Here is a 13,977-nt window from a genome sequence, read left to right as displayed (position 1 = left end):
GTAACCAATATGAAGGAGATGTTCTTCTTTTCAGGTAGTTTCAATCAAGATATTAGCGGTTGGCAAGTTAGCAATGTTGAGAACATGAACCATATGTTTTATGTGGCACGTGAGTTTAATGCAAACATTAGTGGTTGGGATATGTCAAGTGTAACGGATATGGGAGGTATGTTCAACAGTGCCTTTGAATTCAATCAGGACATAGGTGGCTGGACGACTAGTTCTGTGACAGATATTTCAAAGATGTTTGAGAACGCTACGGTGTTCGATCAGGATTTGGGTAGTTGGGATGTTTCTCAGGTAATAGATGCTACGCGCATGTTCCAGGGTATTGCATTATCCACATCAAATTATGATGCTTTACTATTAGGTTGGTCAGCCCAAACGCTACAACCTAATGTGATTTTTGCAGGCGGTAATAGCGAATTTTGTGCTGGTGTGGATGCCAAACAATCAATAGTAGATACCTATGCATGGGTAATTAGCGATAGAGGAATCTTACCAGAAGGGTTTTTAAATGGTGCTGGAAATTTAAGTATTGAAGATAGTTGTGGAGTTACCAATGATGTGTTTGCTATATCCTCTGATGGAAATAACTTTATTTTAAATAATGCTTCTTCACCAATTGAAATTTCAGGAAATGGTATTGTACAACAAGATGACAATACGGTATTGATACCTGTTTCTGGAATTACCAACGGGCTTAATATTGATGCTGGACAAGGAGATAATTCAATAACACTTGATAGTTCTTTGGAACTTAGCGGTGCAAATAACAACCTCTCCCTTACAAATTTGGATATCACTATTGAAGGGGCTGACGACTTAATGATAAATGCATTAGAGGTAAATGATGGAGATTTTAGTACTAATGGTTCTAGTACTGTAGTAGCTACTGAAGCAAATTTTAACGATAACGCAACATTGAGCGGAGACGGTAGTTTATCTGGAGATATAAATATGAACGCAAACTCGAATCTTGACCCAGGAAATAGTCCAGGTGCATTAACAATTAATGGTAATCTTACCTTAGATAACAATAATAATGATTTTGAAGTTAATGGCATTATACCAGGAACAGATCATGATCAAGTAATAGTTAATGGTACAGTTACTATTATTGCAGGAACCACTTTAAACCTAATTGGTGGCTATACAAATAATAATGGAGATGAAATTGTTTTAATTGCTAACGATGGAACGGACGCAATTACAGGTGTTTTTGATAATTTAGCAGAAGGAGCAACAGTTACTATTGGGGATTACAATGGAACAATTACCTATGTTGGAGGTGATGGGAACGATTTTGTGTTGGTTGGAAGTTCTTTAGGTATTAGTTTACAACCTAAAGTTTATTTACAAGGGGCAAAAATTAACCCAATTAGTGGCGAAGAAAACTTAATGCGTGATGATTTACGCGAGCAAGGTCTAATTCCAACCACAAGTCCTTATCCCGATGTTTTAACTTGCGATCCCATTGTTTTTACACCAACTGGAGCAAATGCTATTTTAGACTGGGTATTGGTAGAATTACGTGACGAAAATGACAATACTAGTATAATAGACTCACAATCTGCTTTATTACAACGTGATGGTGATGTGGTAGCTCTTGATGGAGTAAGTGCATTAAGTTTCGCCTTAGAGGCTGGCAATTATTTTGTTGCCATAAATCATCGTAATCATTTAGGTATTATGAGTGCTAATCCTATAGGGTTATCAAGCACATCTACCATAGTTGATTTTACAGATGTCATTACGCCAACTTATGGTACACATGCACAAATAGACTTATCGTTTAGTGGAGCAGGACCAATGTCAATGTTAGCAGGAGATGCCGATGGTAATGGCGTTGTTAACATATTAGGTCTGGGAGACTCTGGAAAAATATCAACTAAAATCTATTCAGAACCTAGTAATACATCATTCAGTTTAAGTTATGTGGCAACTGAAGGCTACCATAACGAAGATTTGGATCTGGATGGTAAAGTACTTTACACATCCGGTGGAGATTTTACACAATTACAGACTATGGTATATACCCATCCAGGTAATATTGGGTTTAGCTTATCCTTTGCTGGTTATACTACGCAATTGCCAACAGGAGAAACAGCTGCCAAATCATCGGAAACAAAACAAAATAGAAATACATTAAAAACCAAAACAGTTGAATACATAACTATAAACAAGAATCATGAGAAAGAATCTATATTTATTACTTATACTATTAAGCATTAGTTTTAATAGTTTAACAGCACAAACGTTAACATACGCCCTAGAGTGGAATGCTACTGAGAACTACTATGAAATATGGGCAACACCAAATTTCTCTCCTAATGAACTAGTACATAACACGGCAGGGTCAAGAATATCTATAGCAGTACCTGCCTTGGATACTCCTAGAACTTTTACGCATACTAGTCCTTCGGGAATAAACTATACAGCAGAGTTTTTTAGCATCCATAAACCCGGTGCAGCTCCATCTCAGGAATTCTTCTCTTGGGCAGATATTTCAGGAGGCACAAGTGTAAAAACTCCATTTTTTACAGATGGTGTACCAGTATTGCTATTAACCTTTACTCTAAGCGACGGAAAGAATGACTGTATTACGTTATGGGACAATACAACTGACCCAGAACCAGGAGATGCTGACATGGCTTTCAGGCAATTTGACAATAACTTTACTACACAAGCTTTCCCAACCTTTGTAGGTGTAGAGCGGTATGCAGGTAATACGGATTCCACTACGTTTATTTACAATTGTACAACGCTAAATAGTAATACTATAAATGATTTTGTTACATTGATTTTATACCCTAATCCAGTAATGGATAAGATTTATATAAAGGGCTTAATAGAAAAATCGACTATAAGTATTTTTGACTTAAAAGGAAGGTTGGTAAAAAAAGAGACAGAATATTTGGATGCAGCAATAGATGTATCTCGATTGGAAAGTGCCATGTACTTAGTAAGGATAGAAAACAGACAAGGGCTGATTACAAAACAATTGGTAAAGCACTAATTTTGATTTTTATTTCATTGATAATAATACACCTCAAGGTTTGTTTTTGAGGTGTATTACATAAATAATTTTATACTGGTAAATACCTGCATATTTAAAAAAAGAGTAGTCCCCTAACTAATCCCTGTTTGCCAAAAAAGTTGCCAAATACATTCTAAAAGGTTTTTCACGAGAACCTTTTCTGTATGATTTATCTTTTTATTTGTGACAAATTAAAATTATTTTAAAAATCTTCAGAATATTTGAAAAGAGTTTGATTATTTACCGATACAAAAATTAGCAAAAATATTCCCCAATAAATCATCATTCGTAATTTCACCTGTTATTTCTCCAAAATGGTAAAGGGCCTGTCGAATATCAATAGCTAACAAATCACCAGACAAACCAGTATCTAATCCGTCCTTAACTTTCTCAATTTCTTCAAAAGCCTTTAATAAAGAATCGTAATGACGAGAATTGGTTACAATAGTATCGTTATTTCTCAACGCCCCTGTATTAACAAAACTTAAAAGTTTGTCTTTTAGCTCCTCTACGCCTATGCCATGCTTTGCAGATAATAAATGAATTTCTGGTATATCTTTTTTCACAAATTCAATTTGGTTTTCATTTAACTTATCAACTTTATTGGCGATAATAAGCAATGGCTTGAGCGGATATTTATTTTTAATCTTCTCAACTTCAATTTTAAAAGAATGCACAAAAGATTCATCTTTAAAGTTTGTGCTATCAGCAATAAAAACAATTACTTGAGCTTGATCTATTTTTTCGAATGTTTTTTTAATTCCTATACTCTCAACAACATCTTTGGTTTCACGAATACCTGCTGTATCAATAAACCTAAAACCTATCCCGCCTATAGAAATTTCATCTTCTATAGTGTCTCTTGTGGTTCCCGCTATTTCTGAAACAATGGCGCGTTCTTCATTTAACAAAGTATTTAAAAGTGTAGATTTCCCCACATTAGGTTCTCCTACAATGGCTACAGGAATACCATTTTTAATGACATTACCAACAGCAAAAGAATCTATCAATCGTTTTAAAACAAATCGAATACGTTCCACTAAATCTTTAAATTGAGTTCTATCTGCAAACTCAACATCTTCTTCAGCAAAATCAAGTTCCAACTCAATTAAAGATGCAAAATTTAGAAGTTCCTCACGGAGTTTAGCTATTTCTGAAGAAAAGCCACCGCGCATTTGTTGCATAGCAATTTGATGAGAGGCTTCATTATCACTAGAAATTAAATCCGCTACAGCTTCCGCTTGCGATAAATCTAACTTCGCATTTAAAAAAGCACGAAGGGTAAATTCGCCTGCCGTAGCCATTCTAGAACCTTGCCGAAGGAATAATTGAATAATTTCTTGCTGAATATAATTAGAGCCATGGCATGATACTTCCACGACATCTTCACCAGTATATGAGTTTGGATTTTTAAAAACAGACACTAAAACTTCATCTATAGTACGTTTACCATCAATAATGTGCCCTAAATGAATGGTATGAGACTTTTGATTTCTCAGCGTCTTTTTAGAGATAACAGATTTAAAACACGAATCTGCAATTTTTATAGCATCATTACCAGATAGTCTAATTACAGCAATAGCCCCAGCACCAGATGGTGTTGCTAAAGCTACAATGGTGTCTTGATTTATCATAAAAAAATTACTGAACTAAATAAATCCCATCAGATTTAATTTCTATTAAGCGTTTTTTATACAACGTACCTACGGCTTTCTTAAAATTCTTTTTACTCATTTGTAGTAAATCTTTAATAGCTTCAGGACTCGATTTGTCAGTCAACTTCATAAAACCACTATTATCGTGGAGTTCTTTCATAATGCGGTCTGCATTAGGTTCTATATTTCTATAACCAATTTGCCCTAAAGCAATATCAAGCTTATTTCCAGGGCGTATTTTTTTTACAATGCCTTTAAGCTTATCTCCAATACTTAGATCTCTAAAAATACTGTCTTTATAAATTAAGCCAACATGTTTTTTATTCACAATAACATTCATCCCTATATCTGATGGATGAGATACAATTAAATCAACCTCTTCAAACTCACTAACCGTTAACGCTTTGTTATCTAAAAAACGATTCGTTTTACTGGATGCCACTAACCTATCCGTTTTCTCATCCAAATAACAATGCACTAAATACCAACCACCAGCTTTCATTTTAAAAGCTTGCTCACTAAACGGACAAAACAACTCTTTAACTAAACCCCAATCTAAAAAAGCACCAAAATCGGTAGCTTGGTTACAACGTAATAAAGCAAATTCGCCACGCTTGATATAAGGCATATCAGTGGTAGCAACCGGACGTTGCTCATTATCTAAATACACAAAAACATCAAGCTTTTCCCAAATTTTAAATGCCTCCGGAACGTAACGATTAGGCAATAACACCTGGTTTTCCTCATCATCAATTAAATAAGCTCCGTGGTCGGTTTCACGAAGTATTTCTAGTGTATTAATTTCCCCTAATTTTATCATGCCGCAAAGGTAATAAATTTTCATTCGCACACTAAGTTTACAAGTACGCAACTTTATAGCTTTTATATATTAATTTTTTGGGCGCATCACCTTCTTAGTTCGGCGTCGGGCTATACGCTGCAAGTCCTCGCTCGTACCTAGCTGTGGGCTTTTATTCATGCTTTTCTATCTTATATTATTGAATTCATGAACTTAAATGTTTCACTTCTATCCCTTGCGCATTCCATCGCAACAAAAGTTTTAAAATGCCTTCTTAATTTTAAACTTCGTGTTTATTCAATTTCAGCACAAAAAAAAAGCGCTACAATTATGCAGCGCTTAAATACTTTATATAACTAAGTTCTAGTATACAGACTCTTTTCCAAAATGTTTAGTCAATAAATAATAAACAACAGCTCTGTATTTATTACGGTTAGATTTACCGTATTTTTCCATCACAGCGTTAATACCATCATCCAAGTTAGCACCATCACTCAAACCTAATTTTTTAATTAAGAAGTTATTTTTAACGGTAGCTAACTCAGATTCATCTGAACCTGAAACCGTAGCTGCATCTTTGTTATAAATAGATGGTCCGCAACCAATAGTAACTTTTGTTAATAAATCCATGTCTGCGTTAACACCGCATTTTTCCTTTAAATCTGCAGCATATTTTGTAATAAGCTCATCTCTTTTACTCATAATGATTTCGTTTAATGTGTTAATAAAATAATTGAATTAATAGCTGTCTTAAAGATAACTAATTTTTAGACACAAAAAAGGATAGAAAGTCACATTCTACCTAACAAATTCAAAGTAGTTTAAAAGCACCTCGTCATTAATTCGCTTAGGCGTAAATACTTCTAATAATTTAGGTTGATTTTCATCTTTATAAAATGTTTCTAAAGCCGATTTTAAAGTGTCTTCATCTTTAGCAGTTTCATAATTGAAACCATACATCTTACATAAATGTTCTGCAGTTAAATCATGATTTGTTTCAAAATAGGTATCAAAATTTTCGGTGTTTTTATGTCCTGGTAAAATTCTAAAAATACCCCCTCCTTCATTATTCACAATTATGATTCTAAAGTTGTTTGGAATATAATTATTCCAAAGCGCATTACTATCGTAGAAAAAACTTAAATCACCTGTTATAAAAACAGTTGCTCTATTTTTGGCTACAGCACAACCAATAGCTGTAGATGTACTTCCATCAATGCCGCTAGTGCCTCGGTTACAAAACACCTCTACCGTTTTATTTAGCTTAAATAACTGTGTGTATCGAATTGTTGAACTATTACCAGATTGTAAAATATAGCGCTCTGGAATCGTTTTTAAAACTTTACTAAACACCTTAAAATCACTAAACGGAATAGTTTCCAAATACGCTTTATGTCTTTTAGTCCTGTGTTGCTTAACGGCTGTCCAAGTGGACTTATAATTACTTTTAACGTAATGTGTAACTCTTGGTAAAAAGACTTCAAAAAATTCGTTTGGCGTATTTTTAATATGATTATCTAAACAGAAAAATGTATCGTTTGCCATTTTTCTATCAATATGCCAATGGTGTTTTGGCGGATGCTTCCGTAATAATTGTTTTATTTTTTTTGAAACAATTAAACCACCAAAAGTCAAAAGGATATCCGGACTTAGTTGTTCCTTTTCTTGATCATTTAGTGGCGCAATTAACTTATCAATGCTATGAAAAAAACTAGGGTGATGTAAATTCGATGTCGTTTCAGTAAGCACTACTACGCTATCATCTTCGGCCAATTCATTTAACCATTTTTGTTCAATTTGGTTGGGAGAACTAACACCAACTAAAATCATTTTTTTAGAAGCGGCATTCCACTCTTCAAAACAAGATTGCAATAAATAATCTTCAATAATTTCAGGCTTTACTTCTAAATCAATAATTTTTGGAACTATGCTTAATGTGTCAACTGTTTCGTAAAGCGGTTCATCAAAAGGGACATTAATATGTACGGGGCCTTTTTTAAAAGTAGCAAAATTAATGGCAGTATTAATAGTTTCTTCATTATGTGTCTGAATATCTTTTTGTAAACCTAACAAACGTTCAAATTTATCTTCTAAGTTTTTAAAAATAGGGAGTTCTTGATGGCTAGGGACTTGCTTTTCATCTTTTAAATCTAACTTCAAATTAGCAGAATATAAAACATGATTTTCAAAAACATTTTTCTGATTAATGGTTTGCCCATCTCCTATACCAACAAGGTGCTTCGGTCTATCTGCAGATAAAACTACCAAAGGAATATCGCTATAAAAAGCTTCCGAAACTGCTGGATAATAGTTTAGTAAAGCACTTCCAGAAGTACACACCACAGCAGTTGGTTCTTGCAACTGTTGTGCAATACCTAAAGCAAAAAACGCAGCACAACGCTCGTCAACTATACTGTAACATTTAAAAAAGGGGTCGTTGGTAAAACCAATAGTTAATGGCGCATTTCTACTTCCAGGAGAAATAATAATATGTTTTATGTTTTTCGCTTTGCAAAGTTGTGTAACCGTTTGTGCAAGCGGAATTTTTGGGTAAATCATGTAGCAATTTTGTTATACAAAAATACAAAATAGCCTAGATAAAATGAACTATAACACCGATTTAATAACTAAGGATTTTGATACGGTTTCGTCCCATTCACTTTCAGCATTGGAGCTTTCAGTAATGCCTCCACCAACATAAATAATTGCTTGCTGGTTTTTTAGTTGCATACAACGTAAATTTACATACAATTGGGTGCTTTTTCGTGTTACAGAATAAGCTCTATTTTCAATATTTCGTTTACCAGAACGCGGTGCAATAGTTATTTCACAGTTTAATTCGCCTAAAAAACCTGTATAAAATTCCCTGTTATAATTTTCATGTTTTAAAATGAATTGTTTGGCAATTAGCTTTGGTAATCCACAAACCGCAGGAGTTGGATGCAGTGCTTTAATAACATTTTTTAAAGGTGTAGCTGGTTTTAACTGGGCTGAAATCATGGTTTTTAAATGCACCAAATTACCAGCTTTTACGGTTTCAACATTCGATACTTTAAAACTATCTACTGATGGTTTTAAGTTATCAATTATAAAATCGGTTACAAACTGCTGCTCTTGTTGTTCTTTGTTTTTCCAAACGACATCTAAACTGCCATTATAATCTTGCGTACCTGCCAATGCCATGATTGAAAACCGATTGCCTTCAATTTTTATTAAGGTTTCTGGTGTAGCGCCCAACCACAACCCTACTTTTGGGTGATACCAACAATATACAAATGCCGATTTATAAAGTTTTAAAAGGCGTTTAAAAATGGAAATGGGGTTGGTTTCAGAACCGTTTACTGTTTCCTGTCTGGATAAAACCACCTTTTTTAAGTCTGAAGTATGTATAGCTTCAACACCTTTTTTTACAAGATTGATGTGATTAGTTTTAGAATCTGTAGGGGCTGAATTGGCATTTAATTGAGAGGTATCGACAGAGTTTATACCGAGCGAAGTCGAGGTGCTAGATGAGACATAAGATGTTGTAATTACATCCGAAACTTCATTTGGAATTAAAATCGTTTTTTCGTTATCATCAAAAGGTGAAAACACAAAGCCTTTTTCTGTAAAATTTTCGGTAAAATGTAAGTGAGTATTACTTTGAAGTCGTGCACTACCTTTTTCTTGATGTGGCTTTCTATAAATAACAAAAGGGAGTTGCTTATTAAAATGCGTTTCAATACGCTTAAAAAAATCGTCTGAGGTCATGCTTATTTTTTAGGTAAAGAAATCGTAGATAACTTACAAATCGAAATTAAATTATCAGCTTCATCGGTAACACGAATATCTAATAACTGTGTGGTTCTTCCTCTATGTAAAAAAGTAGCCTTTGCATATATAAATCCCTCTTTTACGCTTTTTAAATGATTTGCAGAAATCTCAATACCACGAACAAAAAATTTCTCAGTATCTGTGAAAATATGCGAAGCAAAACTACCCACGCTTTCCGCTAAAGCCACAGTAGCGCCTCCATGTAAAACACCATCGGGTTGATATACTCTAGAGTTTACAGGCATTCTAGCTACTAAAAAATCATCACCAAAATCTACAATCTCAATATTTAAGGTTTCCATTAAGGTGTTTTTACAAGCTTTATTGGCTTCCTCTAAAACATCTTTTTTAGATAATTGCATGGAATACTGTGTTTTTGTTAAATAAGATTTCTCGATATTTTACATCGAGATTTTCTTTTAAATTATCTTTCCCATATAAACGGAAAACTAAATAAAGATTTTCTTTATTTCTGATTGTAAAAATACGAAATGCATAGATAATGATAAGTAAATTTAAGTTCAATTTAAGAGTTTCCCTGCTTCAATAGCAAGATAAAATAGAAGTTTTGATAAACATACTAGCCCTGAAAAATAAGCGCATAAAACTTAGCCCTTTAAGTTTATGTATTAGGTTTCGATAAAATTAATAGCATGTTTTTCTAAATGTGTCAACACTTTATTTTTGGCTCTTCCTTTAGAATAACCATATAGTTGCGAAGTTGGGATTCATTTTCAATTTTCATAATAAAAGCATAGATCAATAATCAAATTTAATGAATTATAATCACCTTAAACCCATTAAAAAGGTTGTTCATCAAGTATTTATAACTCGAATGCCATAAAATATTTAAAATTATATCTTGTAAAAATCTTTTTAAATGAAAGGCTTAATAATTATTCTCGCATTCGTTTTCACAAGTTTATCTAATGCACAATATATATCTGGAGACGACAAACTTCACTTTGGTGCTGGTTTCTTAATTTCTAGCGGAACTTATACCTTGGTGTATTTAAAAACTAAAAATAAAAAGAAAGCCTTTTGGTATAGTATTGCAGCTTCCTCTTTAGCAGGTTTATCTAAAGAAATATATGATGGCCATATTATTAACGGTCGTTTCGACACTGGAGAAGGCATTTCTACAGCTATTGGAGGTTTAACAGCAAGCACAACTTTTAATTTGTTTGTTGGAAATAACAGAAAAAATAATGTGAAAAACGTGGTCTTAGTTAACTAAACGTCTTATAATATCTTTTGTTGGTAAAATTTTATCAGTAGACTCAATGCTTGGTCCTGCAACCCAAACAGTTTTATAAGTGGCTTTTGTAGCCGCATTTTTTGTCGCATTCATGCCAATTGAAAAGCGAATCATTTTTACCCATTTTTTAAGTTTTTTATTCTTATTTAAAACAGATTCTAACCACGTTTGTTTCGTACCTATTTTTTGAACATATGGCGTATTGATAACTGTACAAGGTGTTCCTGAAATTCGTTCGGTCATTACAATATCTTCAGCACCATAATCAACACAAGCCTGTTTGTATTCTTCTGTAACACCAGCTTCTACAGAAGCTATAAACGGACTACCAACAGAGACTCCAGCTGCACCATAACTTAGCATTTCATCAATATCCGCCTTACGTCCAACACCTCCAGCAGAAATTATTGGTATTTTACAGTTAGTACTTAATTCTCTAGTTAAATCTTCTGGTGATCTATCGCCTCTATGCCCTCCTGCTTGATTATTTACAGCAATCACTGCATCGGCTCCTAACCCTTCAACTTTTTTTGCGAATTTCAAATCTACCACATCACAAAATACTTTAATGCCCACTTTTTTTGCTTGCTTTATGGTTTCTTCAGGGCTACCTAAAGAGGTGATTATAAAATCGCAACCTTCTTCACAAATCACTTGTAATTGCCCTTTATACTTCATATTAGATTTATTCACAATGAGATTAAAACCAAATGAACCGCCATCTGGCTTTGCTGCTTTTAATTCGCGCAAAGCAACTCTTAATTCATCTAAAGTTCTATAATTTAATGCTGGAATACAGCCTGCAATGCCCCCATACATGGCTTCTTTTACCATGGCTACATTAGAAACCAAAAACATAGGTGCTTGAATTATAGGGTATTTAATGTTTAAAAGTTTAGTGAGTTTAGTTTCCATAAATTATATTTTTTCAAATATAGTAAAATATTATGCATGCATAATAACTGATATTCAATTAGTTACATTTTAAAAGACAAAAAAAACGCTTAAACATCTGGTTTTATGATATTTATCATCTTATTACTATGCGTGCATAGTTAATTTTGTTATTGTAAAATAAATATATCATGAAAAAAATAGTCCTAGGTTTATTAATTTTTGGATTAACCATCCAAGTCAATGCTCAAACAGTTGAGTTAAATGAAACTTTAATCTCAGTAAATTACAAGTATTTAGATGCTGTAGATGTAGATAATATTCCTGAACGCGTTAAGAAATTAGAAGAAGAAGTTCTTAACTATAAAAATGTAGAACAATCTAAACTTTACGATGATAAACACGACACTTATAGTGTATCTTTTTATGTTCCTGAAGGAAAAATAGTTGCTGCTTATGATATCAATGGAAAAATTATAAGAACTATTGAAAAATACAATAATGTAAGATTGCCTTTAGTTGTTATGCAAGCGGTTTCAAAGCGATTTCCTAATTGGGGGATTGTTGAAGATATTTATTATATTAGATATCATATAGACAGAGATTCCTTAAAACAGGAATACAAAATTAAGCTTAAAAATGAAGATGAAACCATTACTGTTAAGACCAATGAAAAAGGTACATTCTTATAAGAATCACTGAATAACTAATTGACACAGAAAAGCGCATCCAAATCATTTTAGTGCGCTTTTTTATTAATTCTATTCTTTAAAAAATCTAATTAATAATTTAGAGACTAAATTTAATCTGTAAAACGATAATACCCACATTTTAAGTATGCCCCCTCTAGAAAACTAATAGGATGATCTGTATCATGTTGAGTATTTAAAACCTCTTTATAGCGTCTTTTTGTTGAAGCTAATTTTTTATTATTAATCTCTAAAAACTCTTCTGCTAAAACTCTAGATGAACAAGATGCCAAAACTAAAAGGCCGTTTTTAGCGGTTAGTTTCTCTCCTAATTCTGCCAATTGTGTGTATTTCTTTTTGGCTAAATCAATTTCTGAAGCTTGTTTTGCAAAACTTGGTGGGTCTATAACCACAACATCAAACGTAACTTTATTTTTAATGAGATTTTTTAATTCTGCGAAAGCGTCACCAGCAATTATTTTGTGTTTTCCAGAATATGTATTCAACTTCCCATTTTGAATAGCAATTTCTAGAGCTTGTTTACTAATATCTAAACTGGTTACTTCTTTAGCGCCATTTGCTAAAGCATGAACAGAAAAACCACCTGCATAACTAAAAACATCTAAAACCGTTTTTCCTTTACTCCACTCGCCTACTTGTTTTCTGTTAGCACGATGGTCTAAAAAATAACCCGTTTTATGGCCTTTAATCACATTTGCAGAAAAGTTAACGCCGTGTTCAACAAATTCAACAACTTCATTTTCTAGCATACCATAAACAACTTCACCATTTTGAAGTTGATGTAATTTTGATTTTTCTAAACCTCTACTTAACCGGATGACAACCGTTTCTGCTGCTGATGTTTCTTGTAAACTTGGTATAATAGTTTCTAAATAAGGTAACCAGATTTCGGAATATATTTTTACTACTAGAACGGATGCATAAACATCAGCTATTAATCCCGGAAAGCCATCATTTTCTCCAAATAATAATCGATAACTATTGGTCTTTGTTTTTAATAAAGACTGCCTTTTATTAAAAGCTGCTTCTATTTTATTTTGAAAAAACACTGTGTTAATTTCAGCTTTCTCATAACTACTATGCAACATCTTAATTCGAATTGGCGAATTGGCATCATACAAACCTAAACCAACAACTCTATTTTTATTTTTGCTAAATATGATAGCTAAATCACCAGACTTTGCATCATCGTTAATTTTAATGATGTTATTAGAAAACACCCAAGGGTGTCCTTGAACCACAAACTGTTCCCCTTTTGAGTTTAGTTTAACTGCCAAACGTTTTGGAGTATAATTTGAGTCTATTTGAGATGAAAAGGACATATAGTTTTTGCTAGCATTCAAAAGTATGTGTTTTAAACAGATTAAAAAATTATCGTTTTCTAAAAATATTTTGCATCTTGGTTAAAACTAGTTTTATGAAAAATTGCACATATTTGATTTTATCACTTTTAATTAGCTTATGTTTTTCCTGTACAAGTGATGATGCTCAAATAACTGAATTACTTTGGGTAGATTCCGAACGGGTTAATTTCACAGGTGTAGGTGAACAAACATGCTATAATATTCAAGAAAACAGAAGCATTAATGAAGATGAATGGCTATTATTTTATGATGGTATTGAAGGGTTTGACGATTTATATGAAGCAGGTTATATTTATAAAATAAGTCACTAGTGTCCACTTAAAACAAGTTGAAAACCAGTTGATTAGTATTTAGTTCTTTGACATTATTGTAATCTGATTTCATAAGTAATTCATTTACAGGTGTTTTATCAAGTAATGATGCTGATAAAATTTGTATGATTTC

At 32.9% G+C, this 13,977-nt stretch carries 13 protein-coding genes; 5 read left to right on the top strand and 8 right to left on the bottom strand.

The annotated features are described in order from the left end of the window. A partial coding sequence (locus P8K68_RS12575) for a BspA family leucine-rich repeat surface protein (RefSeq protein ID WP_300251532.1) occupies nt 1-2,235 on the top strand: 2,235 nt, incomplete at its 5' end. Beyond that, complete coding sequence (locus P8K68_RS12570; protein ID WP_300251529.1) at nt 2,192-3,019, top strand: T9SS type A sorting domain-containing protein; 828 nt, start codon at nt 2,192-2,194, stop codon at nt 3,017-3,019. The genes P8K68_RS12575 and P8K68_RS12570, both read left to right, overlap by 44 nt. A 257-nt stretch (nt 3,020-3,276) precedes the next feature. Here P8K68_RS12570 and mnmE read toward each other — a convergent pair whose 3' ends face one another. The 6 genes from mnmE to P8K68_RS12540 all read right to left on the bottom strand — a co-directional run bounded on the left by mnmE (nt 3,277) and on the right by P8K68_RS12540 (nt 9,669). Beyond that, the gene (gene mnmE / locus P8K68_RS12565) at nt 3,277-4,674 is read right to left on the bottom strand and encodes a tRNA uridine-5-carboxymethylaminomethyl(34) synthesis GTPase MnmE (protein WP_300251527.1); all 1,398 of its coding nucleotides are present in this window, start codon (nt 4,672-4,674) and stop codon (nt 3,277-3,279) included. Nucleotides 4,675-4,681: 7 nt separating this feature from the next. After that, complete coding sequence (locus P8K68_RS12560; RefSeq protein WP_300251537.1) at nt 4,682-5,515, bottom strand: S1-like domain-containing RNA-binding protein; 834 nt, start codon at nt 5,513-5,515, stop codon at nt 4,682-4,684. A gap of 342 nt (nt 5,516-5,857) precedes the next feature. Then, nucleotides 5,858-6,196: a DUF2853 family protein gene (locus tag P8K68_RS12555; protein WP_300251525.1), complete on the bottom strand. Its 339-nt coding sequence runs from the start codon at nt 6,194-6,196 to the stop codon at nt 5,858-5,860. A gap of 96 nt (nt 6,197-6,292) precedes the next feature. After that, nucleotides 6,293-8,053 (bottom strand): 2-succinyl-5-enolpyruvyl-6-hydroxy-3-cyclohexene-1-carboxylate synthase, encoded by a 1,761-nt coding sequence (locus P8K68_RS12550; protein WP_300251523.1) that lies wholly within the window; start codon nt 8,051-8,053, stop codon nt 6,293-6,295. Nucleotides 8,054-8,101: 48 nt separating this feature from the next. Next, nucleotides 8,102-9,244 carry a chorismate-binding protein gene (locus P8K68_RS12545; protein WP_300251521.1) on the bottom strand — a complete coding sequence of 381 codons (1,143 nt, stop codon included), beginning with the start codon at nt 9,242-9,244 and terminating at the stop codon, nt 8,102-8,104. Between the two features lie 2 nt (nt 9,245-9,246). Beyond that, nucleotides 9,247-9,669, bottom strand: coding sequence for a hotdog fold thioesterase (locus P8K68_RS12540; protein WP_300251519.1), 423 nt, complete (start codon nt 9,667-9,669; stop codon nt 9,247-9,249). A gap of 518 nt (nt 9,670-10,187) precedes the next feature. On the opposite strand from P8K68_RS12540, the gene P8K68_RS12535 reads away from it, so the two are divergent. Then, nucleotides 10,188-10,544, top strand: coding sequence for a hypothetical protein (locus P8K68_RS12535; RefSeq protein ID WP_300251516.1), 357 nt, complete (start codon nt 10,188-10,190; stop codon nt 10,542-10,544). Here the strand turns inward: P8K68_RS12535 and P8K68_RS12530 are convergent. After that, on the bottom strand, nt 10,533-11,480 hold the full coding sequence (locus tag P8K68_RS12530) for a nitronate monooxygenase (protein WP_300251513.1): 948 nt from the start codon (nt 11,478-11,480) through the stop codon (nt 10,533-10,535). The genes P8K68_RS12535 and P8K68_RS12530 overlap by 12 nt on opposite strands. A 170-nt stretch (nt 11,481-11,650) precedes the next feature. Between P8K68_RS12530 and P8K68_RS12525 the strand changes: the two genes are divergently transcribed. Beyond that, nucleotides 11,651-12,151 (top strand): nicotinate-nucleotide adenylyltransferase, encoded by a 501-nt coding sequence (locus P8K68_RS12525; RefSeq protein ID WP_300251510.1) that lies wholly within the window; start codon nt 11,651-11,653, stop codon nt 12,149-12,151. A 110-nt stretch (nt 12,152-12,261) separates the two neighbouring features. Here P8K68_RS12525 and P8K68_RS12520 read toward each other — a convergent pair whose 3' ends face one another. Continuing rightward, nucleotides 12,262-13,512: a class I SAM-dependent rRNA methyltransferase gene (locus P8K68_RS12520; protein WP_366143756.1), complete on the bottom strand. Its 1,251-nt coding sequence runs from the start codon at nt 13,510-13,512 to the stop codon at nt 12,262-12,264. 74 nt (nt 13,513-13,586) lie between these two features. Here P8K68_RS12520 and P8K68_RS12515 point away from each other — a divergent pair, with 74 nt between their 5' ends. Further along, nucleotides 13,587-13,844, top strand: a complete 258-nt coding sequence (locus tag P8K68_RS12515; protein WP_300251507.1) for a DUF4377 domain-containing protein — start codon at nt 13,587-13,589, stop codon at nt 13,842-13,844. Nucleotides 13,845-13,977: the final 133 nt, after the last annotated feature.

Origin of the sequence: Algibacter sp. (genome assembly GCF_029245835.1) — a bacterium.
GTDB lineage: Bacteria > Bacteroidota > Bacteroidia > Flavobacteriales > Flavobacteriaceae > Algibacter_B.
This window is presented reverse-complemented; position numbering and strand designations above follow the sequence as displayed.

Excerpts from the sequence above, each read along its gene's own strand:
- P8K68_RS12570 (WP_300251529.1), top strand. The coding sequence starts at position 2,192 with ATGAGAAAGAATCTATATTTATTACTTATACTATTAAGCATTAGTTTT.
- mnmE (WP_300251527.1), bottom strand. The coding sequence starts at position 4,674 with ATGATAAATCAAGACACCATTGTAGCTTTAGCAACACCATCTGGTGCT.
- P8K68_RS12560 (WP_300251537.1), bottom strand. The coding sequence starts at position 5,515 with ATGATAAAATTAGGGGAAATTAATACACTAGAAATACTTCGTGAAACC.
- P8K68_RS12555 (WP_300251525.1), bottom strand. The coding sequence starts at position 6,196 with ATGAGTAAAAGAGATGAGCTTATTACAAAATATGCTGCAGATTTAAAG.
- P8K68_RS12550 (WP_300251523.1), bottom strand. The coding sequence starts at position 8,053 with ATGATTTACCCAAAAATTCCGCTTGCACAAACGGTTACACAACTTTGC.
- P8K68_RS12545 (WP_300251521.1), bottom strand. The coding sequence starts at position 9,244 with ATGACCTCAGACGATTTTTTTAAGCGTATTGAAACGCATTTTAATAAG.
- P8K68_RS12540 (WP_300251519.1), bottom strand. The coding sequence starts at position 9,669 with ATGCAATTATCTAAAAAAGATGTTTTAGAGGAAGCCAATAAAGCTTGT.
- P8K68_RS12535 (WP_300251516.1), top strand. The coding sequence starts at position 10,188 with ATGAAAGGCTTAATAATTATTCTCGCATTCGTTTTCACAAGTTTATCT.
- P8K68_RS12530 (WP_300251513.1), bottom strand. The coding sequence starts at position 11,480 with ATGGAAACTAAACTCACTAAACTTTTAAACATTAAATACCCTATAATT.
- P8K68_RS12525 (WP_300251510.1), top strand. The coding sequence starts at position 11,651 with ATGAAAAAAATAGTCCTAGGTTTATTAATTTTTGGATTAACCATCCAA.
- P8K68_RS12515 (WP_300251507.1), top strand. The coding sequence starts at position 13,587 with ATGAAAAATTGCACATATTTGATTTTATCACTTTTAATTAGCTTATGT.